This window comes from Streptomyces sp. NPDC007991, from assembly GCF_042958445.1.
Lineage (GTDB): Bacteria > Actinomycetota > Actinomycetes > Streptomycetales > Streptomycetaceae > Streptomyces.
Window position 1 is genome coordinate 61,519 of record NZ_JBIBJD010000017.1, and the last position, 25,986, is coordinate 87,504.

Here is a 25,986-nt window from a genome sequence, read left to right on the forward strand (position 1 = left end):
CTCGGCTTGACCGGGGGCCCGTACAGGACTTACGTTCTCAATGTGCGGCCATTCACAGCCGCCCACAGACGCGAAGCCCCCGGTTGTTCCCCCGTGATCGGGGGCTTCGTTCTGTCTTCTTACCGTTTTCCGGGCGCCACGCGGCGCCGGATGCTCACCCTCGGTCACCGTGCGGGAGTGTGCCGCATCCGCTCCCACCTCGCCGAACGCCCTGTGCGGCACCCTACGGGGGCGCCGCCCGCGCAGGTACGATGCCCTCGTTGCGACCTACGGACGGTTGCTTCGCACACCTTGCAACTCCGGTCCGTGGCACAGCGGTTCGAGCAGGGCAGCCGACCGGGGGACGGCTCGTTGGCATACCGACGGGGGCACGGTTCGTGGGGGACGTGATGGACTTCGGCGCGCAGGGCCCGCAGGCCCCGGCCGACCTCGCCTGGCTGCGAGGCGTGGACGCCTACACCATGGGCGCCTATCCGCAGGCGGAGGAGGAGTTCCGCGCCGCCGTACGGATGGATTCCGGGATGGCCGACGCCTGGCTCGGGCTGCACGCGCTGCGCGTCGACACGGCGACCGCGCTGCTGAGGATGTTCCGCCACCGGGACCGCTTCGGCGAGCAGCGCACCCGCTACCGCCGCGCCCTCAACTCCTGGTACTGGCTGGGCTGGTGGGTACAGCCCGTGCTGGAGAGCCCCCGCGATCTGCTGCTCGCGCACGCCTCCCACTGGCTGGACGGCCGCCACGTCCCCGAGCTGGACCGCGCCCTCGCCGGGCTGCCGCCGGTGGACACCGACGCCCAGGTCCGCTTCCTGCACGCCTGCCGCGCCTATCTGGTCAAGGACTGGGAGCAGCTGGTCCGCCACACCGACCCGCTCCTCGACGATCCCATGCTCGGCATCGAGGCCGGCCTGTTCGGCGGCATGGCCCGGGTCCGCCTGGAGATGTACGGGCAGGCCGAACCCCTGCTGTCCGCCGCGCTGATGCGCTGCCGCAGCGAGCAGCCCCAGCGCAAGGAACTGCGCTACTGGCTGGCCCGGGCGCACGAGGGCACCGGCCGCAGCGCCGCCGCGCTCCCCCTGTACCGGGCCGTGCACCGCGTCGACCCGGCCTTCATGGACACCGCGGCCCGGCTCGCCGCCATAGCCGAGGGCGACGGCTACGACGAGTCCACCGACCTCGCGGCCCTCACCCTCACGGGCGCCGGCCAGGACGCCGTGGACGGACCGGACGGATACGACCCGCTCCTCGGCGCCGAGGGCCGTGACCTGAGACTGCCCGACGCCGAACCGCCCGCCTCCGCTCCCCTGCCGCCGGCGACCGACCCCGCGGTGCGCTCGCGGACCGGCCCGGCGCCGTCGCTGCCCGCGGGGCCCACCGACCCCGTGTTACTCGAGGAGGCGCTCGCCGAGCTTGAGCGCATGGTGGGTCTGGAGCCGGTGAAACGCCAGGTCAAGGCGTTGTCGGCGCAGCTGAACATGGCCCGGCTGCGGGCCGGGCAGGGCCTGCCGGTCCAGCCGCCGAAACGCCACTTCGTCTTCTCCGGCCCCTCGGGCACCGGCAAGACCACCGTCGCCCGCATCCTCGGCCGCGTCTTCTACGCCCTCGGCCTGCTCGGCGGCGACCATCTCGTGGAGGCGCAGCGTGCCGACCTGGTCGGCGAGTACCTCGGGCAGACCGCCGTGAAGGCGAACGAACTGATCGACTCGGCGCTGGGCGGCGTGCTCTTCGTCGACGAGGCGTACTCGCTGTCCAACTCGGGCTACGGCAAGGGGGACGCGTACGGCGACGAGGCGCTCCAGGTGCTGCTGAAGCGGGCGGAGGACAACCGCGACCATCTGGTGGTGATCCTGGCCGGCTACCCCGAGGGCATGGACCGCCTCCTCGCCGCCAACCCCGGGCTGTCCTCGCGCTTCACCACCCGCGTCGACTTCCCCTCCTACCGGCCCCTCGAACTCACCGAGATCGGCAAGGTGCTCGCCGCGGAGAACGGCGACCTGTGGGACGAGGAGGCCCTCGACGAGCTGCGGTCGATCGCCGGGCACGTGGTGGACCAGGGGTGGATCGACGAGCTGGGCAACGGGCGGTTCCTGCGGACGCTGTACGAGAAGAGCTGCGCGTACCGGGATCTGCGGTTGTCCGTCTGTCCCGGGGCGCTGGGCAGGGAGGACCTGGCGACGTTGCGGTTGCCGGATCTGATGCAGGCGTATGGAGAGGTGCTGTCCGGGCGGGGGCCGCAGGATCCGCCCGGACTGTGAGGTGACTGGCGTCGCGCTTGAGGCCGGGTGGGGCCGCAGCCCGGCGGAGCGGGGTGCCGCTGTGCCCACCCGTGCCGCCCTGGGGGCAGCTCCCAGGCCCTTGAGGCACCGGGGAGGCACGATGGCCCGCAGCTCAGGCGGCTACGTCGCCAGTACCTCCTCGCCCGACCTCGGCTCGGTCAGCCTCACCTCCCGCACCTCCCGGTGCGCGGGATCCCGCACCTCCCCCACCAGCAGCTCCAGCACGTCCTCCAGCGCGACCAGCCCGAGCACCTTCCCCGACCCGTCGGTCACCTGGGCCAGATGCGTGGCCGCCCGCCGCATCACCGTCAACGCGTCGTCCAACGGCAGCTCGGACCGCAGCGTCGTCATGGAGCGCCACAACTGCTGCGGTACGGCCCGGTCCGAGTGCTCCAGGTCGAGGACGTCCTTGACGTGCAGGTAGCCCATGAACGCACCGTTCTCCGCGACGACCGGGAACCTGGAGTACCCCGTGCGGGCGGTGAGCTCGACGATGCGGCCGGGGGTGACCGACGGGCTGACCGTCACCAGCGACTCGCGCTTGAGCAGGACGTCCGTCACCGGGCGGGAGCCCAGCTCCAGGGCGTCCTCCAGGCTTTCGGCCTCGTCGGGGTCGAGCAGACCGGCCTGGCCGGCGTCCTCCACGAGCCGGTTGAGCTGCTCACTGGTGAAGACGGCCTCGACCTCGTCCCTGGGCTCGACGTGGAAGAGCCGCAGGATGCCCTGGGAGACGGCGCCGAGCGCGGCGGTGATCGGCTTGCAGAAGCGGGCGAACCAGACCAGGCCGGGGCTGAGCCACAGCGCGGCCTTCTCGGGGGCCGCCATCGCCAGGTTCTTCGGGACCATCTCGCCGATGACGAGGTGGAAGAAGACCACGGCGGCGAGGGCGATGACGTAGGTGAGCGGATGGATGACGCCCTGCGGCAGGTGGACCCACTCGAAGACCGGCTCCAGGAGGTGCGCGACGGTCGGCTCGGCGACCGCCCCGAGGGTCAGGGAGCAGATCGTGATGCCGAACTGGGCCGCCGCCATCATCTGCGGCAGCCGCTCCAAGCCGTAGAGGACCTGGCGGGAACGGGCCGTGCCGAGGGGTTCGATCTGGCTGCGCCGTACGGAGACGAGCGCGAACTCGGCGCCGACGAAGAAGCCGTTGAGAAGTACCAGGAGTGCGGCGAAGGTCAGTTGGAGCAGGCTCATCGGGCGGCCTCCGTCACGGTGACAGGTGCCGTCCTGACCAGGCGGACCCGCTCGGCGCGGTAATGGCCGACCTGGCGTACCGACAGCCGCCAGCCGGGCAGTTCCGCCCTGTCGCCGACGGCCGGGATACGGCCCAGCAGGTCGGCGATCAATCCCGCGACGGTCTCGTACGGGCCTTCGGGCACGTCGAGGCCTATGCGCTGCAGGATGTCGACCCGGCAGCTGCCGTCGACGTCCCAGGCGGGCCTGCCGTCCTCCGGCGGCGCGGAGGCCAGCTCGGGCAGGTCGTGTCCGTCGTGCTCGTCGCGGACCTCGCCGACGATCTCCTCGACGATGTCCTCCAGCGTGACGACACCGGCCGTGCCGCCGTACTCGTCGACGACGACCGCGATGGGCTGCTCGCTGCGCAGACGGGCCAGCAGCGGCCGGACGGGCAGGGTCTCGGGGACGAGCAGCGCCGGGCGGGCGATGCGGCCGGCGGGGGTGCGCAGCCGGTCGCGCACGGGCACGGCCAGGGCGTCCTTGAGGTGGACCATCCCGACGACCTCGTCGATCCGCTCCCGGTAGACGGGGAAGCGGGACAGGCCGGTGGCGCGGGTCAGGTTGACCACGTCCTCGGCGGTGGCCGAGGACTGCAGGGCGCTGACCTTCACGCGCGGCGTCATCACGTGCTGTGCGGTCAGCTCGCCCAGCGACAGGGTCCTCACGAAGAGGTCGGCCGTGTCCTGCTCCAGGGCGCCGGCCCGGGCCGAGTGGCGGGCGAGGGAGACGAGCTCACCGGGGGTGCGGGCGGAGGCCAGCTCCTCGGCGGGCTCGATGCCCAGGGCGCGCACGAGCCGGTTCGCGACGGCGTTGAGGCCGGCGATGACCGGCCGGAACAGAGTTGCGAAGACGTGCTGCGGGCCGGCGACGAAGCGCGCGACCTGGAGCGGCCTGGACACCGCCCAGTTCTTGGGCAGGAGCTCGCCGATCACCATCTGTACGGCGGAGGCCAGCAGCATGCCGACGACGACCGTGACGCCGGAGACGGCTCCCTCGGGGACGCCGATCGCGGTGAAGGGGCCGCGCAGCAGCTCGGCGAGCGCCGGTTCGGCGAGCATGCCGACGACGAGGGAGGTGATGGTGATGCCCAGCTGGGTGCCGGAGAGCTGGAAGGACAGCTCCTTGAGCGACTCGACGACGCGGTGGGCGCGCCGGTCGCCCTCGGCGGCGGCCTTCTCGGCTTCCGGCCGCTCGACCGTCACGAGTCCGAACTCGGCCGCCACGAAGAATCCGTTGGCCAGAATCAGCAGGAACGCGGCTGCCAGAAGCAGCAGGGGGATGGTCATGATGCCGCCGCCTCCACACGGTCGCGGACACGGTCCGCGCTATGTCGGCAGGGGGCGGCGCAGGTACTGCAGGACGATCCGTCCATCGCCGGAGGGGGTCACTCCTCGGTTAGCAGGAGCCCCGGGCGCACCGGGCGGGGCGACAGGGGCGAAGGCGCATCCGTTCGCGCCTCCGCCAACAGATTAATCAAGACACGGCCCGGTGCGGCAGTGGCGGCCACCCGGAGGATCCCCCGAGTCAGCCCTGAGGCCGATCGGGGTCCGCCACGGAACGGGCCTCGGCGAGCGCCCGCAGGGCCCGGGCGTCGGCGATCGCGCGCTGCCGGGCGATGCCCGGCTGGATGCCCAGAGCGGGCAGGCTGGTGCCGTCGCTGAGGTTGAGGAACACCCAGGGGTCGCCGGGCCGGAGGGTCACCTGAAGGATCTCGGCCCATTCCAGCCGTCGCTTGTTCGTGAGGTTGACCACAGTGACGCCGGACTCGTCGGCGACGACCTTGGGCCGCGCCAGCAGAAGCAGCACCGCGTCCAGCAGCAGCGCCGTGACGATGAAGCTGAGGCGCTCGGCGGGGCTGAGCTGCTTGAGCAACAGGGCGACGGCCGTGATCACCACGAGGATCGCGACGGCGGCGCCGAGCAGCACCGCGCGGGTGCTGCCCGGCCGGAAGGTGACGGGCAGGGTGGGCAGCTCGGACATCGGTGCGCGCCCCTCACAGACGGCAGGCGTGGATGGCCGTGGTCAGGATGGCCCGGGCGCCGATGTCGTACAGGTCGTCCATGATCCGCTGCGCTTCCTTGGCCGGGACCATCGCGCGGACGGCGACCCAGCCCTCGTTGTGCAGCGGGGACACGGTCGGCGATTCCAGGCCGGGCGTGAGGGCGACGGCCTTCTCCAGCTGCTCGACGCGGCAGTCGTAGTCCATCATCACGTACGTCCGGGCGACCAGGACGCCCTGCAGGCGGCGCAGGAACTGCTGCACCTTGGGGTCGTCGCCGTCCGCGCCGGTGCGTCGGATGACCACGGCCTCGGACTGCATGATCGGATCGCCGACGACCTCCAGGCCCGCGTTGCGCAGCGAGGTGCCGGTCTCGACGACGTCCGCGATGACCTGGGCGACGCCGAGCTGGATGGCGGTCTCGACGGCGCCGTCGAGGTGGACGACGGAGGCGTCGATGCCGTGCTCGGCGAGGTGGGCCGCGACGATGCCCTCGTAGGAGGTGGCGACGGTCTTGCCCGTCAGGTCCGCCAGCCCGCTGATGGTGCCGGGCTTGCCGGCGTAGCGGAACGTGGAGCGGGCGAAGCCGAGGGCGAGGATCTCCTCGGCGTCGGCGCCGGAGTCGATGAGCAGGTCCCGGCCGGTGAGGCCGATGTCCAGCTGGCCGGAGGCGACGTAGATCGCGATGTCGCGGGGGCGGAGGTAGAAGAACTCGACCTCGTTGGTCGGGTCGACGATCCGCAGCTCCTTGGACTCCCGGCGCTGCTGGTAGCCGGCCTCATGCAGCATCTCCGCCGCAGGGCCTGACAGGGAACCCTTGTTGGGGACGGCGATGCGCAGCATGAGGTCGGCTTCCTTTGCGTGGGTGTGGTGCGGGGGACGGGGCGGCTTACAGGTGGGCGTAGACGTCGTCGAGGGAGATGCCGCGGGCGACCATCATCACCTGGACGTGGTACAGCAGCTGCGAGATCTCCTCGGCGGCCGCCTCCTTGCCCTCGTGCTCGGCGGCCATCCAGACCTCGGCGGCCTCTTCGACGACCTTCTTGCCGATGGCGTGGACGCCCTTCTCGACCAGTTCTGCGGTGCGGGAAGTGGCGGGGTCGCCGTGGGCGGCCTTGTGCTGGAGCTCGGTGAAGAGCTCCTCGAACGTCTTCTTGGACATGGTGACGCTCAGCCTATGCCACAGGTGCCGTTCGTCAGCGCCAGGGTTCGGATACTGAGCGGAGGGTGGCCGCGGTCGCCACCGCCGCCGTCACCGCTTCGTGTCCCTTGTCCTCCCGGGAGCCCTCCAGTCCGGCGCGGTCCAGGGCCTGTTCCTCCGTGTCGCAGGTCAGCACGCCGAAGCCGACGGGGACGCCGGTGTCGACGGAGACCTGGGTGAGGCCCTGGGTCACGCCCTGGCACACGTACTCGAAGTGGGGGGTGCCGCCGCGGATGACGACGCCGAGGGCGACGATCGCGTCGTAGCCGCGGCCCGCGAGGACCTTGGCGACGACCGGGAGCTCCCAGCTGCCGGGGACCCTGAGGAGGGTCGGCTCGTCGATTCCGAGGTCGTGCAGGGCGCGCAGGGCGCCGTCGACCAGACCGTCCATCACCTTCTCGTGCCACTGCGCCGCGATGACGGCGACCCTGAGGTCACCCACATTGCGTACGGACAGCTCCGGTGCACCCTTGCCGCTCACGTCTCTCCCTTTGTGCTCTGTTACTGGTTGCCGCAGGCCGGCACGGTGGTCGTGTCCAGCCAGGGCAGGTCGTGGCCCATCCGGTCCCGCTTGGTGCGCAGGTAGCGGAGGTTGTGCTCGCCGGCGCTCACGGGCATCGGTACACGCGCCTTCACCACGATGCCGTGGCGGGCGAGCGCGTCGGTCTTGTCGGGGTTGTTGGTCAGCAGGCGCACACCGCGCACGCCGAGGTCGGCGAGGATCCGGGCTCCGGCCGCGTAGTCGCGGGCGTCGGCGGGCAGGCCGAGTTCCAGGTTGGCGTCGAGGGTGTCGCGGCCGCGCTCCTGGAGTTCGTAGGCGCGCAGCTTGGACATCAGGCCGATGCCGCGGCCCTCGTGTCCGCGCAGGTAGACCACGACTCCCCGGCCCTCGGCCTGGATACGGGCCAGCGAGGCGTCCAGTTGGGGGCCGCAGTCGCAGCGGGCGGAGCCGAAGACATCGCCGGTGAGGCATTCGGAGTGGACGCGGACGAGGACGTCCTGACCGTCGCCGATCTCGCCGTGCACCAGGGCGACGTGCTCGACGCCGTCGACGGTGGAGCGGTAGCCGTAGGCCGTGAAGGTGCCGTGGGCGGTGGGCAGTTGGGTCCTGGCCTCGCGGCGGACGGTGGGTTCGCTGCCGCGGCGGTAGGCGATGAGGTCCTCGATGGAGATGATCGTCAGGCCGTGCTTGCGGGCGAAGGGGATCAGCTCGGGCAGGCGCAGCATCGTGCCGTCCTCACCGGCGATCTCGACGATCGCGCCGGCCGGGCGCAGGCCCGCGAGGCGGGCGAGGTCGACGGCGGCCTCGGTGTGGCCGTTGCGCGCCAGGACACCGCCGGGCCGGGCGCGCAGCGGGAAGATGTGGCCGGGGCGGACGAAGTCGTCGGGCTGGGCGGTGCCGTCGGCGAGCAGTTGGAGGGTGGTGGCGCGGTCGGCGGCCGAGATGCCGGTGCCCACGCCGTGCGCGGCGGAGGCGTCGACGGAGACCGTGAACGCGGTCTTCATCGACTCGGTGTTGTCCTCGACCATCTGCGGCAGGCGCAGCCGGTCGAGTTCGTCGCCCTCCATGGGGGCGCAGATCAGGCCGCGGCACTCGCTCATCATGAAGGCGACGATCTCGGGGGTCGCCTTCTCGGCGGCGATGACGAGGTCGCCCTCGTTCTCCCGGTCCTCGTCGTCGACGACCACGACCGGGCGGCCGGCCGCGATGTCGGCGATGGCCTGCTCGACCGGGTCGAGCGTGAGGTCCTCGAAGCCGTCGGTGCCGTACAGGATCGGTGCCGTGCTCATGCCGGCGCTCCTTCCAGGGTGGGCTGTGCTGCCGCGCGCGAGCGCAGCCACCAGTCGCGCAGGCCCCACAGGACGAGCGCGCCGTAGATGACGTAGACGAAGCCGGAGAAGGCGAAGCCGTTGGCGAAGTTCAGCGGGACGCCGACCAGGTCGACCAGCAGCCAGGCGAACCAGAACTCGACCATGCCGCGGGCCTGGGCGTACATCGCGACGATCGTGCCGACGAAGATGTACGCGTCCGGCCAGGGGTCCCAGGACAGGGTCGGGAAGGCCGTGAACAGGCCGCCGACCGCGAGGGTGCCGAGGGCGGCGGCGCCGGCCAGCACCCCGCGCTCGCGCCAGGTGGCGAACCGTACGGCGATGGAGCCGTCCTGGGCCTGCCGTCGGCCGCGGTTCCACTGCCAGAAGCCGTACGTGGCGACGAGCATCACGACGACCTGCTTGCCGGCGCTGCCGGAGAGGTGGGCGGTGGCGAAGGCGGCGAAGAGGATCAGGCCGGAGACGAACTGGGCGGGCCAGGTCCACAGCGAGCGGCGCCAGCCGAAGGCGAGGCCGATCAGACCGATCACGTTGCCGATCATGTCCGACCACTTGATGTGCTGGCCGAAGAGCGTGAACGCCTCGGAGTTGAGCCAGTTCACTCGGCCGCCCCCCGCACACGGTCGCCCAGCATCCGCTCGACGTACTTGGCGATGACGTCCACCTCGAGGTTGACCGGGTCGCCGGGCTGCTTGTGGCCGAGTGTGGTCAGGTCGAGGGTGGTGGGGATGAGGCTGACGGTGAAGTAGTCGGGGCCCGCGTCGACGACGGTGAGGCTGATGCCGTCGACGGTGATGGAGCCCTTCTCGACGACGTACCGGGTGAGGTCCGCGGGGAGGGAGATCTTCACGATCTCCCAGTTCTCGGAGGGCTTGCGCTCCAGGATCTCGCCCGTGCCGTCCACATGGCCCTGCACGATGTGCCCGCCGAGGCGCTCGCCGACGGCCATGGGGCGTTCGAGGTTGACGCGGGAGCCTGCCTTGAGCGCACCGAGGCTGGAGCGGTTGAGGGTCTCCGCCATCACGTCGGCGGTGAACTCGTCGCCCTCGTGGTCGACAACCGTGAGGCAGACGCCGTTGACGGCGATGGAATCGCCGTGTTTCGCGCCCTGGGTGACGACGGGGCCTCGCAGGCGGAAGCGACAGGCGTCGTCGAGGGTCTCGACGGCGGTGACCTCGCCCAGCTCTTCGACGATTCCGGTGAACACTTCCCGGGTCCTCCTGCCTCTTCGGGCACGGACTCCGGGGCTGTCGATGACGACAGATCTACGAGCGAGAACACCGGGAACGACGCCGGACGGAGTCCGCCCGGAGGACGGACTTCTTCGGCGGCGCGCATGGATGCCCGCTCGCCGCGCACTGCCTCCCATCCGGACTTTAACCGTCGGTCCAGGAATTTCACCTGGTCAACCGGCCGCTGGAGGCGACCGGGTCGCGGACTGTAACCGCCGGTTCGGACTTTCACCGACCCCGGAGTGCGCTGCTACTGATACATGGCTAGTGTGCCACGCCTGATCGAGGTCCAGACGGGCGAGTGGTGTGGGGTGCCTCACAGAACGTGTCGCCTCCCTTCCCGAGCGCGACAGGGCGACGCAACTCCCTGCGCGCCCAGCCTTGTTCGGCCCTTCGCCTTGGTACACACCTATTGACGCTGTGGTCTAGTCCTTTCTAGGGTCGTGCGCATCCCGCGCGGACCGGCCCGGCGGCGGTGACGACGGCCCTTGCCCGCCGTCGGGCCTTCCCGCCCGCAGGGCCGGGCGCGTATGTCACATCCGGCAAGGGCTGTTCGGTCTTATCCGGAGAGCGGCGCTCCGTCCGGGAGCGCCGGACGTCCGAAGGGACTGAACAGCATGACCACCATCCTGGTGACCGGCGGCACCGGAACGCTCGGCCGGCTCGTCGCCGAGCGGCTGAAGGCGGACGGGCACGACGTCCGGGTGCTCAGCCGGCACACCCAGCCGTACGCGGTCGACCTGCGGGAGGGCGGTGACGCGCTCGACGCGGCCGTCGCCGGTGCCGACACGATCGTGCACTGCGCGTCGTCGCCCAAGGGCGATGAGCGGGCGGCGGCGAACCTGATCAGGGCGGCGCGCGGGGCCGGGGTGCGGCACCTCGTCTACATCTCCATCGTCGGCGTCGACCGGGTGCCGTTCCGCTACTACAAGAGCAAGCTCGCGGTGGAGAGGCTGGTCGAGGAGTCGGGGCTCGACTGGACCGTGCTGCGGGCGACGCAGTTCCACGACCTGCTCGTCATGCTGTTCCAGGGGCTGTCGAAGCTGCCGGTCCTGTTCCTGCCGGCCGGTGTCCGGGACCAGCCGGTGGAGGTGGCCGAGGTCGCCGACCGGCTGGCCGGGCTCGCGGCGGGGGCGCCGGCGGGGCGGGTCGAGGACATGGGCGGGCCGCGGGTGCGGACGATCGAGTCCCTGGCCCGCGCGTATCTGAAGGCGACCGGGCGGCGCCGGGCGGTGGTGAACGTACCGCTGTGGGGCGCGGCGTACCGGGGCTTCCGCAACGGTGGTCACCTGACGCCGCGGCGGGCGACCGGCACGGGCACGTTCGAGGAGTACCTGGAGCGGCGGTACGGGGGCGAGCAGGCGCGGGCGGGCAGCGGGCGGTCCAGGGCATGAGCCCCGGAACGGCCTACCAGCGCTGAACCGGCCGCTGCCCTGGTGTGAAGAGTTCCTCCTGGGCGCGGTCGCGGGCCGTCAGGAGGGCACCGCGCAGGACCGCGCCGCCGCCGAGAGCGGTCGTCCGTACCTCCGTGGGCAGGGGGGTCATCCGGGCGATGCGCTCCCGCACACGGGCGGCGAGTTCGTCACCGCCCGCTCGGCCGACCTCGCCGCCGAGCACCACGCAACCGGGGTCCAGGATCGCGACGACGGAGGCGACGCCGACGGCGAGCCGGTCGGCGAGAGCGTCGAGGAAGCGGGCAGCGGGGACGGCGCCCGGGGGCGCGGACGCCTCGCTCCCGCTCACGGCGCGGAACTCCTCGCCGTCGCTCGCGGGGGGCACCTGGAGCACTCGCTGCTGGTGCGACTCCTGCACCTGACGCACCGCCGAGCGCACCAGACCCACCGCCGACCGCACCACCCCCACCACCGACGGCTCCTGCCCCGGCTCCGCCGGAACCCCGCACCGCGCCGCGAGGTCCACGACCGCGCCCGACGAGGCCAGCGAGTGGAAGCCGCCCTCGCAGTCCGTCGAGGACGGCAGCGCGGCCGGGCCCGGGACCGGGAGGAAGCCGATCTCGCCGGTGCCGCCGGAGGCGCCGCGCCGCAGCGCGCCGTCGAGGACCACCGCCGCGCCCGTCCCGTGGCCGAGCCACAGCAGGACGAAGGTGTCCCGGTCCCGGGCCGCCCCGTCACGCTGCTCCGCGAGCGCCGCGAGGTTGGTCTCGTTCTCCACGCTCACCCGGGCCTCGGGCAGCCGCTCCTGGAGGGTGGCGACGAGCCGGCGGTGCCACTCGGGCAACCCGGAGGAGTCGCGGAGTTCGCCGCTGGCCGGGTCGATCAGACCGGGCGCTCCGATCCCGACGGTGTGCAGCCGGTCGGCGCCGGCCTCCTTCACCACCCGTTCGACCAGTGCGACCGCCTGCTCCACGGCGGGGCCCGTCCCCATGTCGCCGCCGATGGGCACCGATTCCTCGGCCAGCACCCGTCCCACCAGGTCCGCGACGGCCACGGCGACGCCCTCGGTGCGTACGTCCAGCGCGGCGAGGTGCGCCCGGTCGGCGACGATGCCGTACACCTTGGCGTTGGGGCCGCGCCGCTGCTCCCCCGCCTCTCCGACGACCGCGATCAGCCCGGCGGCGGTGAGGCGTTCGACGAGGTCGGCGACCGTCGGCCGGGACAGGCCGGTCAGTTGCTTCAACTGCCCTGCCGTCAGCGGGCCCTCCTGCTGGAGCAGACGCAGGGCGAGCCGGTCGTTGATGGCCCGGGCGGTGCTCGGGGATGCGGGCATGCCGGGATCCTTCCAGAACACGGGGGTGCGCACCGCCGGATGCTCCGGTCGGCCGGTCGTCCCCTTATCTATCAGGCAGGGTTCCTGATAGTTTACGCGCGCCAGCGCTCGACATCGCGTGCTCACGGGCGCCGACGCGGAGAAGACCAGAAGAGGGCGGGGGCCGGAGAATGAGCAACGTGGTCTACGAAGAGCGCGAGGTGAAGCGGTCGCGGTACGCCGTGGCCGCCGTCTTCGCCGTACACGGCGCCGTGACCGGCTCGTTCGCCACCCGCGTGCCGTGGATCCAGGACCACGCGGGCGTCAGTGCCGGTCAGTTGGGGATCGCGCTCGCCTTCCCCGCGCTCGGCGCGTCCGTCGCGATGCCGCTCGCCGGCAGCGTCAGCCACCGTTTCGGCGCCCGCAACGCGCTGCGCGGACTGATCGCCCTGTGGACGCTGTCGCTGGTCCTGCCGTCCCTCGCCCCGAACCTGCTCACGCTCTGCCTGGCCCTGTTCACCTACGGCGCCACGGCGGGCATGGCGGACGTGGCGATGAACGCGCTGGGCGTCGAGGTCGAGAACCGCCTCGGCCGGTCGATCATGTCCGGACTGCACGGCATGTGGAGCGCGGGCGCCCTGGTCGGCTCGGCGGCCGGCACGCTCGCAGCGCACCTCGGTTCGGACGCCCGGCTGCACCACGTCCTGGCCGCCGCGGTCCTCACCCTCGTCGGCGTGCTGTCCTGCCAGTGGGTGCTCGACCTCCAGCCCGCCGAGGACGAGGAGCCGCCGCCGCGCTTCGCGCTGCCGCCCCGCTCAGCGCTGCTCATCGGCGCGATCGGCTTCTGCGCGGTGTTCGCCGAGGGCGCGAGCCTGGACTGGTCGGCGGTCTATCTGCGCGAGCAGTTGGAGACCTCGGCCGGTCTCGCGGCGGCCTGCACGACGGGCTTCACGCTCACCATGGCCATCGCCCGGATCGCCGGTGACAGGGTCGTGGACCGCTTCGGTGCCGTGCGGACCGTGCGGGCGAGCGGGGTGTTCGCCGTGCTCGGCGGGCTGCTGATCGTGGTGGCGGAGCACCCGGCGGTGGCGATGAGCGGATTCGCGCTGATGGGGCTGGGCATCGCGGTCGTCGTACCGCTGTGCTTCGCGGCGGCGGGCCGCAGCGGCTCCAACCCGAGCCTGGCCATCGCGGGCGTCGCGACCATCACGTACACCTCGGGTCTGATCGCGCCGAGCGCGATCGGCATGCTGGCGCAGGCGACCAGTCTGATGGTGTCGTTCGCTCTGGTGACGCTGCTGTCCTGCGGGCTGGTGGCGTTCGCGCGTGTGCTGCGCCCCGGCGACCGGGCCACGATCAGCCGGCCGGACGCGGCGGTCCCCGACCCGCGCCCCTGAACGGGCGTCCGACCGCCCTGGGTCATCACCACCACCGACGCACCCCGACAATGGTCCGGAACTCGCACGCACGACGAAAGCGACACCGCACCATGGATCTCGGCGTCCGCTGGAAACTGCACGGCGGCGACGGACGCACTCCGGCGCCCGGCGCCGTGGTCCGCCCCGACGAGCGGCTCTCCTGGCCCCGCACGGCCGGGCTCGGTGCCCAGCACGTGGTGGCCATGTTCGGGGCGTCCTTCGTGGCCCCGGTCCTGATGGGCCTGGACCCCAACCTCGCGATCATGATGTCGGGCGTCGCGACCGTCGTGTTCCTGCTCGCCACCCGGGGCCGCGTACCCAGTTATCTGGGCTGCTCGCTGTCCTTCGTCGGCGTGGCGGCGGTCATCCGGGCGCAGGGCGGCAGCAGCGCCACGGTCACCGGCGCGGTGTTCGTCGTCGGCGCCGCGCTGTTCCTGGTGGGGCTCGCCGTGCGGCGGTTCGGGGCGCGGATCATCCACGCCGCGATGCCGCCGGTCGTGACCGGCGCGGTGGTGATGCTGATCGGCTTCAACCTGGCGCCGGTGACGGCCTCGACGTACTGGCCGCAGGACCAGTGGACGGCGCTGCTGGTGATGCTGTTCACCGGGCTGGCGGTCGTCTGCCTGCGCGGTTTCTGGTCCCGGATCGCGATCTTCCTCGGGCTGTTGTTCGGGTACGGCATCTCGTGGGTCTTCGACCTGGTCTTCGGCAAGATCCACTCGGTGGACGCCAGTGGCAAGCTGACCGAGCACTGGCGGCTGGACCTCTCCGGCGTGGCCAAGGCCGACTGGATCGGGCTGCCGACGCTGCACGCCCCGTCGTTCGAGTGGTCGGCGATCCTGGTCGCCCTGCCGGTCGTCATCGCGCTGGTCGCGGAGAACGCCGGGCACGTCAAGGCGGTCGGCGAGATGACCGGCGACCCGCTGGACGACAAGCTCGGAACGGCGATCGCGGCCGACGGCGTCGGCTCCATGCTGTCCACCGCGGTCGGCGGCCCGCCCAACACCACGTACTCCGAGAACATCGGCGTGATGGCCGCGACCCGCGTCTACTCCACGGCCGCCTACTGGGCCGCCGCCGGCTTCGCCCTGCTCTTCGGCGTCTGCCCGAAGTTCGGCGCGGTCGTCGCCGCGATCCCGGGCGGCGTGCTCGGCGGCATCACCGTCATCCTGTACGGCATGATCGGCCTGCTCGGCGCGCAGATCTGGCTCAACGCCGGGGTGGACCTGCGCAATCCGCTGAACCTGGTCCCGGCGGCGGCCGGCATCATCATCGGCGTCGGCAACGTCTCCATGAAGATCACGGACACCTTCTCGCTGAGCGGCATCGCGCTCGGCACGCTCGTCGTCATCACCGGCTACCACGCGCTGCGGGCCTTCGCCCCGCCCCACCTGAAAACGCGGGCGCCGCTGCTGGACGAGGGCACCAGCTCCTACGACGAGGCCAAGTCGTAGGCGTACGACGCGGTGAACGTCCCGGGCCTGCCCTTGCAGCCGTCCGACTCCCCCGGCAGCTTGACCCACAGATAGGCGTCGATCCGCTCCTCGCCGGTGCTGAGGGTCGGGGTCCGGCCGAGCTTGCGGCCCGCCGGGTCGCACCACATGCCGTCGGGCGGGGCGCCGTTTCCGTTGCGGCTGGTGTCGATGACGGCGCCCAGGCCCGCCGGACCGCCCAGCGCGTCGAGGACCCGCCGGTCGTAGGCGACCTCGTCGGCCGTGGTGTGGAAGTTGGAGACGTTGCTGAAGATCCCGTCGGAGGAGGCGGGCGAGGCGGCACCGGCCTGGCGCAGCCACGCCGCCTGTGTGCCGGGCGCGTGCCAGCCCGAGTGCCCCGCGTCGAAGTACACCCGAGCCCGCGGGTTGGCCGCCTTCAGGACGCGCCCGGCCCGGGCCAGCGAGGCGAAGCGGTCCGCGCGCTCAGCGGGTGACAGGCACTCGGCCTGGGCGACCGAGTCCGGCTCCAGGACGACGATGACCTCGCCGGAGCCCAGTCCGTCGGCGAACCGGTCGATCCACGCGTCGTAGGCGTCCAGGTCGGGCGCCCCGCCCTGGGAGTGACCGCCGCAGTCCCGGCCGGGGATCGCGTACGGCACGAGGACGGGCACCCGGTCCAGTGCGGCACCGCCCGACGTCACCGCGGCGACCCGGGCGGCGAGCGTGTCCGGGGCGTAGTCGGCGAACCAGACGGCGGCCGGCTGGTCGGCGATGCGGGAGGCGATGACCGCCTGGCGGGGATCGCCGGCGTGGGCCCGGACCCAGTCGAGCACCTGGGAGTCTGGGTGACGGTAGAGCCGGGCGCTCACGGGGGCGGTCCGCTGCCTCCTCTCGGGGGCTCTCGACGGCGACGGCGTGGGGCTCGGTGGCACGGGCGCGGCGGTGACGGGCGCCGGGGAATCCGACCCGGTCACCGACGGGGACGCCGACGGCAGGGCCGGCAGGGGCGCCAGTCGGGGCGACGCGGACACCGCCGGGCGCTGGGCCTGGTCCGTGCCGCGCCGGTCGTCGAACGCGGACAGCACCCCGGCGACCGCCCCGGCCGCGACCACGACGCAGGCCGCCACGACCATCGCGCCACGCCGGACGGCGCGCCTGCGCCCGGCCCTGCGGGCGGCCAGGCGCTGGGTGCGTAAGCCTGACACGGTGCCGGTCCCCCTCCCCCTGCGGCGGGCGGCGTTCCCCCGTTTCGGGGAAGCGCCGGGCCTGCCGGTCCTCCCGGCAGCCTAGAGCTGGGACTCTGCCCGCATGCCGCGATGCGAACAAGTCCCCCCAGCCGTGGACACTCCGGTCGACGGGGTCATCTCCCGTATGCGCGCCCTCGACGCGACGCTGCACCCCCGGGACGGGGTGGCCGTCTTCAACCGCGTCTACCTCGCCGTGACGGAAGCGGTGGACCGGCACGTCGACATCGGGCGGTTCGCGGACCCGCACGCCGCGATCACGCTGGACGTACGGTTCGCGCAGCGGTACCTGGATGCCGTCGAGGCGGTGGCCGGCGAGCGCCGCCCGCCGGCCTGCTGGCGGCCCCTGTTCCAGTTCCGGCGCCATCCCGGGGTACGTCCGCTGCAGTTCGCGCTCGCGGGCATCAACGCGCACATCGGGCACGATCTCGCGCTGGCGGTCGTGGACACCTGCCGTACGCTCGACTGCGCACCCGCCGAGTTGGAGGACGAGTTCGACGCGGTGGGCGATCTCCTCGTCTCGCTGGAGGAGCGCATCCGCGAAGATCTGATGCCGGGCCCCGACCTCCTCCAGATCGCCGACCCGCTGACCCATCTGCTCGGCTCCTGGAGCCTGGAGCGCGCCCGCGACGCCACCTGGACGGCGGCCCGGGCGCTGTGGGCGCTGCGCCAACTCCCCGATGTCGCCGAGGAGTTCACCGAACGCCTGGACACGGCGGTGGGCTTCGCGGGGCGCATGCTGCTCACGCCCCTGCCCGAACCGCGGCTCCCGTCCCGCTAGTCCTCGGGCAGCTCGACCGGTGCGATCTCGTCGTAGACGTCGCCGGGCCCCGGGTTGGCAGGGTCGGTCGTGCCGCCGAAGTGGTGCATGACGCCCCAGACCGCGTTGAGGGCGGTCTGGACGGCGCCCTCGGCCCAGCCGGCCGTCCAGGAGATGTCGTCGCCGGCGAGGAAGATGCCGCGCTTGTCCGCGGGCAGCCGGTCCTGCATGAAGTGCGTGAACAGGCGCCGCTGGTAGCGGTAGTGGCCGGGCAGGTTGGCCTTGAACGCGCCCATGAAGTAGGGCTCGTTCTCCCAGGAGACGGTCACCGGGTTGCCGATGATGTGCTTGCGGATGTCCACCTTGGGATAGATCTCGCCGAGCGACTTCAGCATGACCTCCATCCGCTCGTTCGCCGACAGCGGCAGCCACTTGAGGCTGTCGTCGCACCAGGTGTACGAGAGGCAGATGACGGCGGGCTGGTCCGGGCCGTTGTCGAGGAGGTAGGTCCCGCGCGTCATGCGGTCGGTGAGCGTCATCGACATGACGTCCCGCCCGGTCTCCTCGTCCTTGTCGAGCCAGAACGGCCGGTCGACCGGGACGAAGAGCTTCGAGGACTCCATGTAGTGCGTGCGCTCGATCGCCGTCCAGTGGTCGATCGGGAAGAGCGAGTCGTCGCAGTCGATCTTCGACAGCAGCATCCAGGACTGGGCGGTGAAGATCGCCGCCGGGTAGGTGCGGATGTCGCCGTGCGCGTCGGTCACCGTGATGCGGTTGCCGGCGGTGCGGTGCAGCCGGGTGACGGCCGGGCGGGGCGCACGGTGGTCGTGGAGGCTCGCGAGGGAGGTCCCGTAGGGCCAATGGACGATCTTCTCCGGCTCGCGCTCCCACAGGCGCAGCGGCAGTTGCTGGGAGCCGCCGACGATGCCGCGGTGGTGGTCGTCGGCCTCGGTGTAGACGACGCGAAGGATCTCCAGGATGGAGTTGGGGAAGTCGGTGTCCCAGCCGCCCGTGCCGAAGCCGACCTGGCCGAAGATCTCGCGGTGCCGGAACGACCTGAACGCCTCGGAGTCGCAGAGGAAGCCGTAGAACGTCTGGTTGTCGAGCTTCTCGACGAGCCGGGACCAGATCTCGCGGATGCGCGGGACGTCCCGCTCGCGCAGCGCCCGGTTCATGTCGGAGAAGTCGGCGCCCTCCTCCAGGCACCGGTTCCAGGCCTCGGCGACGTCCCGGTAGACCTGGGGCAGGTCGGCGATCGTCTCGGCGTAGTGCGACTCGCCCTTGAGGTCGACGACGGTCGAGGGGGTGGCCTCCGCCAGGGGGTTGGGGAAGGGCCGCGTCCGAAGGCCGACGAGGTCGATGTAGTGCTGGAGGGCGGTGGAGGACGGCGGGAAGCGCATCGCGCCCATCTCGGCCGTGAGGGAGTCGTCGCAGCCGTCGAAGCCGACCGTGCGCAGCCGCCCGCCGATCCGGTCGGCCTCGTAGACGACCGGCTTGAGGCCCATCTTCATCAGCTCGTACGCGGCGACGATGCCGGACAGGCCACCGCCGATGACCGCGACCTCCGTGCCGTGCTCGGTCGCGGGTATCTGCCCGAGACCCGCCGGGTGGGCGAGGAAGTCGTCGTAGGCGTACGGGAAGTCCGGGCCGAACATGGTGATCGGCGGCTGCTGCGCGTCTGCGTGCTCGACGGCGTTGGGCACGGTGGACGTCATGGGGTGCGGACTCCTTGCACAGATACGAACAGGCGTGGAACGGGGTGGAAGCGGGTGTCAGACGAGCGGCCCGTACAGGCCGGGGCGCCGGTCCCGCAGATACGGGTTGGCCCCGCGCGACGCGGCGAGGAGGACGGGGTCGACGTCGGCGAGGACGAGCTCCTCGGCGCGCCCGGCCCGGGTCCGGGCGACCCCGTCGGGTCCGGCCAGCGTGGACAGCCCCACGAACTCGAACTCGCCCTCGTGGCCTGCCCGGTTGACGTACGCGACGTACATCTGGTTCTCGAAGGCACGCACCGGGATCATCGACTCGGCGACGAACTGGAACGGATGCATCTGCGCGGTCGGGACGACCAGCAGGTCGGTGCCGGCGAGGGCGTGGGCGCGGACGTTCTCCGGGAACTCGACGTCGTAGCAGATCAGGATCCCGACGCGCAGACCGTCGAGCTCCGTCTGGACGACCGCTTGGTTCCCGGGCGTGAAGTGGTCGCGCTCGAAGCAGCCGAAGAGGTGGGTCTTGCGGTAGTTGGCGAGACGGGTGCCGTCGGCCGAGACCAGCTGGGCGGAGTTGAACACGGTCTCGCCGGCCCGCTCGGGGTAGCCGTAGGCGATCGCCAGTCCGTGCCGGGTCGCGGTCTCGGCGATGGCGTCCGCGCACGTGCCGTCGGCGGGCTCGGCGAGCCGGCCGATGTCGTCGCCGATCGCGTACCCGGTCAGGAACATCTCCGGCGCGACCAGCAGCCCGGCGCCCGCGGCGGCGGCCCGGCCTGCCGCCTCGTCGAGGACCTTGAGGTTCTCGGCGGTGGAGCCGGGTCGGCCGGAGCTCTGGAGCAGGGCGGTGCGCATGCGTGTTCCTCACCGGTACGCGGGGATTTCGGGGGGCCTGATAGACGGTACGGTCGGCGGCTCGGGCCGGACAAGGAGCAGCCGTTGCGCGTCCGTGAGCGGATCATTGCGTCCGGCGCCGCGTCCGCGGCGATTCGTTGCGGGCCCTGAGCGGTCCTCCCCTGGGCGCATGCCCGGACCGCCTGTCCCCGCCGGGCGGCGGAGGCCGGGTCCCGTCCCGGGTGCGATGTGGCCCGGGCGCCGGGCCGGGACAGTGGTGAGCGTCCAGTCGACGTGCGTCACCTGCGGAAAGGACCGCCATGAACCGCCGTACGAGGACCGCCTTACTCGGCTCCGCGCTGCTGCTCACCGTCGCCGCCGCGGTCGGCTCCGCCGGAGCGTCCGCCCACCACGGAAGCGGGCGTGAGGCCGCCGCGCTCACCGGCAAGGCCAAGCTGTACCGCTCGGCCGGAGACGACATCACCTTCTCCTTCGACGCGCACCTGGCCGCGAAGGACACGGCCGACCCGATGAAGGCCACCGGCACCTTCGAGTGGAGCCACTACCTCAACGGCGAGGGCGGCTGGGCGAAGGCGAGGGTCGACTGCCTGGTCACCGGTGGCGAGGTGGCCGTCGTCTCCGGGGTCGTCACCGACACGGACCTGCCCGGCGCGAAGGGCACGCGGGTCGGCATCACCGTGCACGACCTCGGCCGCCACGACCGGCTCGGTTACAGCTGGGCGACGACCGAGGACCTCGGTTCCGAAGGACCTGCCCACGTGCGTGGGCTCCGCCCCCTTCGAGAAGGTCGCGAAGGGGACGGGCGACTTCACCGTCGTGCCCTGGCAGCCCGAGCTCTGACCAGCGCCAGGGCCGTCACCAGGTAGGGCACCGCCAGCACCGCGAAGACGCCGCCGTGCGCCATGTCCGTGCCGAGCAGCGCGTACACGCCGAACGTGGCGACCGTGACCAGCTCGGTGCCCAGACTCGCCACGGAGGTGAGTGTGGCGCGGCGGGACTCGTCGATGCGGTGCTGGAGTCGGACGTCGGCCAGCACCTCGGCCAGCTGGAATCCGGCGAAGGCGAGGCTCACGAGAGCGATACCGGCCAGTGAGCGGGACAGGCCGCCGGCGGCCAGGGCGAGGGCGGCGCCCGCGAGCAGGGCCGCGAGCCCGCCCGTGCCGAGGCGTTCGGCCGGTCCCGCCAGGAGGCTGCCGACGGTGACGCCCGCCCAGATCAGCATGATCAGGTAGGGCACCGTCGCCTCCGCGACGCCGATCTCCCGGACCATCAGCGGGGTGTACTCGTCGAGCGCGCCCCACACCGCGGCCACGGCCGGGACCAGCAGCAGGGCGCCGCGCACGGAACGGTCCCCGCGGACCTCGGCGAGTCCGGTCCGCAGCGTCGTCGCCCAGCCGGCGTCGGCGGTCTCGGGGCGCACCCGGTGCTCGGGGAACCGGGTCGCGGTGAGGGCGGTCAGCACACAGGCCAGGAAGCTGGCGGCGCCGACGGCCGCGTAGCCGCCCTCGGCGAAGACGGGCCCCGCGAAGCCGAGGGAGGCCACGGTGCCCGCCAGCCGCGCGGCCCGGGCCCGCCCCATGACCCGCGCGTAGCGGTGGGCGGCGCCGAGGTGGTCCAGCTCGTCGTAGACGAGGGCCTCCAGGGCTCCGGAGCCGAGCGCTCCGCCCGCGCCCCACAGGACGAAGCCGGCCGCGAAGGCCCCGTACGACGGGACCGACACCCACAGCGCGAATCCGGCGGCGGTGAGCAGCGGGCCGATCCACAGCAGCCGGCGGCGCGACACGGCGTCGGCCCAGGCACCGGAGGGCACTTCGAGTACCACCCCGGTGATCGACCACAGGGCGAAGAGGGAGGAGATCTGCCAGAGCGACAGGCCGGTGTCGGCGAACAGCAGCGCGTACACCGGGTAGAGCAGGACGAAGTCGTCAAGGAACGCGTAGCCGTACAGCGTGCGCGTCAGCCGCCGGACGCCGGTGGCGGGCACGCGTGCGGGTGAGAGTGTCATGAGGCCTTCCCGTAAGGACCGATCGGACGCCGGAGATACGGCGGCCGAGGCGGTCCTCGGGAGGCGCTGCTGGTGGATCAATGTCGCCAGGTCATGACACCGATGCTAGGCCCTGTCGTCGCATTCCCGTCCGCCCGGAGCACAGCGAGATTCCCAGGAGGGCGTCCTCCGCCGGGAGGAGGGCGGGCGCCGCCCGTCTCCGCCGTGCGGCGAGGGATGTCCGCCCGCCGGAGGAGGCCCCGCACGGCCGGGCGCGCGAGACTGGCCGGGCAAGCCGAACCCGACCGGTCGGCGAAGGGGGTCTCCATGGACGCCGCCGCACTGCTCTCCCTGCCGTACGTCGACGAGCACACGACGGTCGTCGGGGCGGACGCCGAGGTCGTGTGGGGCGCGCTCGGCGCGGTTCTGGAACGCTCCTTCGGAAGTGGCCGAGCGGTCATGTACGCACGTCTGGTCGGTTGCGCCGACCGCACGGCCTCCGGGCCCCATCCCTTGCAGGAGGGCTCGACGATTCCCGGTTTCCGGGTGGCTTCCGCGGTTCCGGGGGCGGAGCTCGTCCTGGTCGGGCGCCACCACTTCTCGACGTACGCCCTGCTCTTCCACCTGGACGAGGCCGCCCCAGGACGCACTCGGCTGCGTGCCGAGACCCGGGCGAGGTTCCCCGGCCCGGCCGGCGCCCTCTACGGACGTCTCCTCATGACCACGGGCGGCCACGCACTCGGCGTTCGGCGCCTGTTGACGGAGGTGCGCAGGGCCGGCGACACCTAGTGCCGTGACCGTGAAGGTTCGCCGGGTCGGCGGTGGGAGCGGTTGGCGGGCAGTACCAACTCGGTGCGCTACCGGCGGGCGATGATGCTGCTGGCGTCCTCCGACGGAAACCGCGTCTCGGTGATCACGCAGTCGGTCCAGGCCGACCAGGACACTGTGCGGGACGTGATCCGTCGGTTCAACGAGATCGGGCCGGCCTGCCTGGACCCTCGGTGGGCGGGAGGCCGTCCCCGCCTGCTCAAGCCTGACGACGAGGACTTCGCCGTGGCGACGGCCACCACCCGCCCGACCAAGCTCGGCCAGCCCTTCACCCGCTGGTCCATCCGTAAACTCGCCGCCTGCCTGCGGAAAGTGCACAGCCGCGTGATCAGGATCGGACGTGAGGCGTTACGGTGCCTGCTCGCCCGTCGCGGGGTCACCTTCCAGCGGACCAAGACGTGGAAGGAGTCGCCCGACCCGCAGCGCTCGGGATCCGGCCCACCGCCGGATCGTGCTGGGCCGAGCAGGGTCGGCCCCAGCGGCATCCCGCGGCCTACCACCGCGCCCACGGGGTGCGCTACTTCCACGGCTGCTACTCGTTCGGCGACGACACTCCGTGGGGCGTCAACCACTGGAAGAAGGGCGCCGCGAACACCCTGGCCGCGCTGAGGTCGATCCGCGCGGCCCGCCCGGACGGCGCCCCGATCTACGTGATTCTGGACAACCTGTCCGCCCACAAGGGCGACACCATCAGGGCGCTGGGCGAAGAAAAACCCCGCACCGCTACCTGCGCTGGCGCAACGCCAACGCCCGCCACCCCGACGTACTCGCCGCCCAGCGCAAGGAGCGTGGCCGCGTCCGCAGCGAGAAGGGCGTCCGCTGGGGCGGACGCCCCCTCGTAGCCTGACCAGACCCGGCGCTACGGCCGGTTGATTTCGCCGTGACCGCTCAATTGTTTGGGCCTACTGCCGCGCCGTCTACCTGCTGCGACTCCACCGCCCTCCCCCGCACCAAGACGGCAAGAGTGCTGCGCGCTTCACGCCGCAGCGTGCGGCGCCGAGCAAAGGTCGCAGTCAGAGCGAGGACCGAGACCGTGCCCCCGTAGAACACAGCGGCAATCGTGGAGAGGAGCCCGATCGTCATCGGGCACGCACCTTTCTTCCCCCGTTCGGCCGCCCGGCTCACAGCCCGGGGCGGGCGTTGATGCGTTTCCCCTCCACCATACGCGCGCCGTCAACTCCCCCTGTTTTCAAGGTCGTCGCTGTTTGAAAAGCTACCTATGACTACGGCCGCGTATTGCCTCTCGCTGTCCACTTTGCCACTTACGTCGGCCCCTGACCGACCCGGCGAACCTTCACGGTCACGGCACTAGGTCGGCGAACCCGACGAGAAGCGCCGCAGCAGCGGCGACAGCACGAGTACGGACTTGGTCCGCTCGACGAACGGCTCCCCGGCGATCCGCTCCAGGACCCGTTCGAAGTGCCGCATGTCGGAGGCGAAGACCTGGGCGATCGCGTCCGCGTCGCCGGTGACGGTGGACGCGGCCACGACCTCCTGGTAGCGCTCCAGGCCCCGCTGGATGGTCTCCGGGGAGGTGTTGCCCCGGCAGTAGATCTCGACGAACCCCTCGGTCTGCCAGCCGAGGGCGCCCGGGTCGACCCGTACGGTGAAGCCGGTGATGGCTCCGGTGGCCCGCAGCCGGTCCACGCGCCGTTTCACGGCGGGCGCCGACAGGCCGACGATGTGGCCGATGTCGGCGTAGGAGCGGCGGGCGTCCTCGGCGAGGGCGTGCACGATGCGTTCGTCGAGATCGTTCAGCACAGTGGGTCGGTCACTTTTCGGATGGTACGAGTCGGGAACGGCGATAGCCGTACAGGAAGTAGAACATGAGCCCGGCGGCCATCCAGACACCGAAGACGACCCAGGTCACGGTCGACAGGCTGCCCATCATCCAGAGGCAGAGGGCGAAGCCCAGCGCGGGCAGGACCGGGGAGAACGGCACCCGGAAGGTGCGGGGCATGTCCGGCCGGGTCCGGCGCAGCACCACGACGGCCACGTTGACCAGGGCGAAGGCGAACAGGGTGCCGATGCTGGTGGCGTCGGCGAGCTGCCCGAGCGGGATCGCGGCGGCCAGCACACCGCAGAACAGGGAGACGATCAGGGTGTTGGCGCGGGGCGTGCCGGTCTTCGGGTGGACCTTGGCGAACACCTTCGGCACGAGACCGTCGCGGGACATGGCGAACAGGATGCGGGTCTGGCCGTAGAGCACGGTCAGCACCACGCTCGCGATGGCGATGACGGCGCAGAAGGCCAGCAGCGTGCCCCAGAAGGTCTGCCCGGTGACCTCGCGCATGATCTGGGCGAGGGCGGCCTCGGAGTCGGTGAAGTCCTTCCAGGGCTTGGCGCCCACCGCGACGGCGGCGACGAGGACGTACAGCGCCGTGACGATGACCAGCGACAGCATGATCGCGCGCGGCAGGTCGCGCTGGGCGTTCTTGGCCTCCTCGCCGGCGGTGGAGGCGGCGTCGAAGCCGATGTAGGAGAAGAACAGCGTCGCCCCGGCGGCGCTGACGCCCGCCATGCCCAGCGGCATGAAGTTCTCGTAGTTGCCGGAGCGGAAGCCCTGGACGCCGATGGCGCAGAACAGCACCAGCGCGGCGATCTTCACGATGACCATGACGGTGTTGGCGCGGGCGGACTCGCGGGCGCCGCCCAGCAGGAACGCCATCGCGAGCAGGACGACGATCAGCGCCGGCAGGTTGAACACGCCGCCGTCGCCGGGCGGGGCGGACAGGGCGGCCGGGAGGGTGACGCCGATGGTCCCGTCGAGCAGTTCGTTGAGGTACTCGCCCCAGCCGACCGCGACGGCGGCAACGGACACGCCGTACTCCAGGACCAGGCACCAGCCGCATATCCAGGCGATCAGTTCGCCCATCGTTGCGTACGCATACGAGTACGAGGAGCCGGAGACGGGGATGGTGCCCGCCAGCTCGGCGTAGGACAGGGCCGAGAACAGGGCGGTCAGTCCGGCGATGACGAAGGAGACCGTGACGGCCGGTCCCGCCTTGGGGACGGCCTCGCCGAGCACGACGAAGATGCCGGTGCCGAGGGTGGCACCGATGCTGATCATGGTGAGCTGCCACAGGCCGAGGGAGCGCCGCAGCGAGCCTCCCTCGCCCTGGCCACCCTCCGCGACCAGGTTCTCCACCGGTTTGCGACGCATGAGGCGCGCGCCGACGCCCGGGGACGGCGGGGCGGTCTGACTACTGCTGTGCGGGGGTGCGCCTTGGTCGAGCACGCGCTGACTCCTTCGTCACTGCCGGTCTTGGGCGGCGGGG

22 protein-coding genes, 2 pseudogenes and 1 riboswitch are annotated in these 25,986 nt (G+C 71.9%); of the genes and pseudogenes, 8 read left to right on the top strand and 16 right to left on the bottom strand.

Annotated elements, in window-relative coordinates:
* The first annotated feature begins 389 nt into the window (after positions 1-389).
* The gene (locus tag ACFZDA_RS36425) at positions 390-2,252 is read left to right on the top strand and encodes an AAA family ATPase (RefSeq protein ID WP_391090061.1); all 1,863 of its coding nucleotides are present in this window, start codon (positions 390-392) and stop codon (positions 2,250-2,252) included.
* 141 nt (positions 2,253-2,393) lie between these two features.
* Here ACFZDA_RS36425 and ACFZDA_RS36430 read toward each other — a convergent pair whose 3' ends face one another.
* From ACFZDA_RS36430 to ACFZDA_RS36470, 9 genes are all read right to left on the bottom strand, one after another.
* Complete coding sequence (locus ACFZDA_RS36430; RefSeq protein ID WP_391089938.1) at positions 2,394-3,470, bottom strand: CNNM domain-containing protein; 1,077 nt, start codon at positions 3,468-3,470, stop codon at positions 2,394-2,396.
* Positions 3,467-4,798, bottom strand: a complete 1,332-nt coding sequence (locus tag ACFZDA_RS36435) for a CNNM domain-containing protein (protein WP_391089939.1) — start codon at positions 4,796-4,798, stop codon at positions 3,467-3,469. Before ACFZDA_RS36435 ends, ACFZDA_RS36430 begins: the two co-directional genes overlap by 4 nt.
* A gap of 238 nt (positions 4,799-5,036) precedes the next feature.
* On the bottom strand, positions 5,037-5,492 hold the full coding sequence (locus tag ACFZDA_RS36440; protein ID WP_391089941.1) for a PH domain-containing protein: 456 nt from the start codon (positions 5,490-5,492) through the stop codon (positions 5,037-5,039).
* A gap of 13 nt (positions 5,493-5,505) precedes the next feature.
* Positions 5,506-6,354 (bottom strand): ATP phosphoribosyltransferase, encoded by an 849-nt coding sequence (gene hisG, locus ACFZDA_RS36445; RefSeq protein ID WP_391089943.1) that lies wholly within the window; start codon positions 6,352-6,354, stop codon positions 5,506-5,508.
* Positions 6,355-6,400: 46 nt separating this feature from the next.
* A complete protein-coding gene (locus ACFZDA_RS36450) occupies positions 6,401-6,673 on the bottom strand; it encodes a phosphoribosyl-ATP diphosphatase (protein WP_010046365.1) in 273 nt (90 codons plus the stop codon).
* Positions 6,674-6,707: 34 nt separating this feature from the next.
* The gene (ribH, locus tag ACFZDA_RS36455; RefSeq protein WP_391089946.1) at positions 6,708-7,193 is read right to left on the bottom strand and encodes a 6,7-dimethyl-8-ribityllumazine synthase; all 486 of its coding nucleotides are present in this window, start codon (positions 7,191-7,193) and stop codon (positions 6,708-6,710) included.
* A 20-nt stretch (positions 7,194-7,213) separates the two neighbouring features.
* On the bottom strand, positions 7,214-8,503 hold the full coding sequence (locus ACFZDA_RS36460) for a bifunctional 3,4-dihydroxy-2-butanone-4-phosphate synthase/GTP cyclohydrolase II (protein WP_391089948.1): 1,290 nt from the start codon (positions 8,501-8,503) through the stop codon (positions 7,214-7,216).
* Positions 8,500-9,144, bottom strand: coding sequence for a nicotinamide mononucleotide transporter (locus ACFZDA_RS36465; RefSeq protein ID WP_391089950.1), 645 nt, complete (start codon positions 9,142-9,144; stop codon positions 8,500-8,502). Before ACFZDA_RS36465 ends, ACFZDA_RS36460 begins: the two co-directional genes overlap by 4 nt.
* Positions 9,141-9,749 (bottom strand): riboflavin synthase, encoded by a 609-nt coding sequence (locus tag ACFZDA_RS36470; RefSeq protein ID WP_391089952.1) that lies wholly within the window; start codon positions 9,747-9,749, stop codon positions 9,141-9,143. Before ACFZDA_RS36470 ends, ACFZDA_RS36465 begins: the two co-directional genes overlap by 4 nt.
* 144 nt (positions 9,750-9,893) lie before the next feature.
* Positions 9,894-10,024: riboswitch (FMN riboswitch) on the bottom strand.
* 367 nt (positions 10,025-10,391) lie between these two features.
* On the opposite strand from ACFZDA_RS36470, the gene ACFZDA_RS36475 reads away from it, so the two are divergent.
* Positions 10,392-11,168 carry an NAD(P)H-binding protein gene (locus ACFZDA_RS36475; protein ID WP_391089953.1) on the top strand — a complete coding sequence of 259 codons (777 nt, stop codon included), beginning with the start codon at positions 10,392-10,394 and terminating at the stop codon, positions 11,166-11,168.
* Positions 11,169-11,181: 13 nt separating this feature from the next.
* Here the strand turns inward: ACFZDA_RS36475 and ACFZDA_RS36480 are convergent, their stop codons facing one another.
* Complete coding sequence (locus ACFZDA_RS36480; protein WP_391089956.1) at positions 11,182-12,501, bottom strand: ROK family protein; 1,320 nt, start codon at positions 12,499-12,501, stop codon at positions 11,182-11,184.
* A gap of 170 nt (positions 12,502-12,671) precedes the next feature.
* Here ACFZDA_RS36480 and ACFZDA_RS36485 point away from each other — a divergent pair, with 170 nt between their 5' ends.
* Positions 12,672-13,877 (top strand): MFS transporter, encoded by a 1,206-nt coding sequence (locus tag ACFZDA_RS36485; RefSeq protein ID WP_391089957.1) that lies wholly within the window; start codon positions 12,672-12,674, stop codon positions 13,875-13,877.
* Between the two features lie 92 nt (positions 13,878-13,969).
* Entirely contained in the window at positions 13,970-15,352 is a 1,383-nt protein-coding gene (locus tag ACFZDA_RS36490) for a solute carrier family 23 protein (protein ID WP_391089959.1), read from the top strand.
* Here ACFZDA_RS36490 and ACFZDA_RS36495 read toward each other — a convergent pair.
* A complete protein-coding gene (locus tag ACFZDA_RS36495; RefSeq protein WP_391090063.1) occupies positions 15,331-16,464 on the bottom strand; it encodes a glycoside hydrolase family 6 protein in 1,134 nt (377 codons plus the stop codon). The genes ACFZDA_RS36490 and ACFZDA_RS36495 overlap by 22 nt on opposite strands.
* 175 nt (positions 16,465-16,639) lie before the next feature.
* Between ACFZDA_RS36495 and ACFZDA_RS36500 the strand changes: the two genes are divergently transcribed.
* The gene (locus ACFZDA_RS36500; protein WP_391089961.1) at positions 16,640-17,356 is read left to right on the top strand and encodes a DUF5995 family protein; all 717 of its coding nucleotides are present in this window, start codon (positions 16,640-16,642) and stop codon (positions 17,354-17,356) included.
* On the opposite strand, the gene ACFZDA_RS36505 is transcribed toward ACFZDA_RS36500, so the two are convergent.
* Together ACFZDA_RS36505 and ACFZDA_RS36510 are read right to left on the bottom strand one after the other, a co-directional pair.
* A complete protein-coding gene (locus tag ACFZDA_RS36505; protein ID WP_391089963.1) occupies positions 17,353-19,050 on the bottom strand; it encodes an FAD-dependent oxidoreductase in 1,698 nt (565 codons plus the stop codon). The two genes, ACFZDA_RS36500 and ACFZDA_RS36505, sit on opposite strands and share 4 nt — an antisense overlap.
* A gap of 57 nt (positions 19,051-19,107) precedes the next feature.
* Entirely contained in the window at positions 19,108-19,896 is a 789-nt protein-coding gene (locus ACFZDA_RS36510; protein WP_391089965.1) for a nitrilase-related carbon-nitrogen hydrolase, read from the bottom strand.
* A 299-nt stretch (positions 19,897-20,195) separates the two neighbouring features.
* Between ACFZDA_RS36510 and ACFZDA_RS36515 the strand changes: the two are divergent.
* Positions 20,196-20,736: pseudogene (locus ACFZDA_RS36515) on the top strand (Repetin).
* Here ACFZDA_RS36515 and ACFZDA_RS36520 read toward each other — a convergent pair.
* Entirely contained in the window at positions 20,705-21,901 is a 1,197-nt protein-coding gene (locus ACFZDA_RS36520) for an MFS transporter (protein WP_391089967.1), read from the bottom strand. The pseudogene ACFZDA_RS36515 and the gene ACFZDA_RS36520 overlap by 32 nt on opposite strands.
* 306 nt (positions 21,902-22,207) lie before the next feature.
* Between ACFZDA_RS36520 and ACFZDA_RS36525 the strand changes: the two genes are divergently transcribed.
* Positions 22,208-22,669 carry a hypothetical protein gene (locus ACFZDA_RS36525; protein WP_391089969.1) on the top strand — a complete coding sequence of 154 codons (462 nt, stop codon included), beginning with the start codon at positions 22,208-22,210 and terminating at the stop codon, positions 22,667-22,669.
* Between the two features lie 42 nt (positions 22,670-22,711).
* A pseudogene (locus tag ACFZDA_RS36530) lies at positions 22,712-23,555 on the top strand (helix-turn-helix domain-containing protein).
* Positions 23,556-24,016: 461 nt separating this feature from the next.
* Here the strand turns inward: ACFZDA_RS36530 and ACFZDA_RS36535 are convergent.
* Both ACFZDA_RS36535 and ACFZDA_RS36540 read right to left on the bottom strand, forming a co-directional pair.
* Positions 24,017-24,469 (bottom strand): Lrp/AsnC family transcriptional regulator, encoded by a 453-nt coding sequence (locus ACFZDA_RS36535; protein ID WP_010046396.1) that lies wholly within the window; start codon positions 24,467-24,469, stop codon positions 24,017-24,019.
* 10 nt (positions 24,470-24,479) lie between these two features.
* Positions 24,480-25,946: an amino acid transporter gene (locus ACFZDA_RS36540; RefSeq protein WP_391089971.1), complete on the bottom strand. Its 1,467-nt coding sequence runs from the start codon at positions 25,944-25,946 to the stop codon at positions 24,480-24,482.
* Positions 25,947-25,986 lie beyond the last annotated feature (40 nt).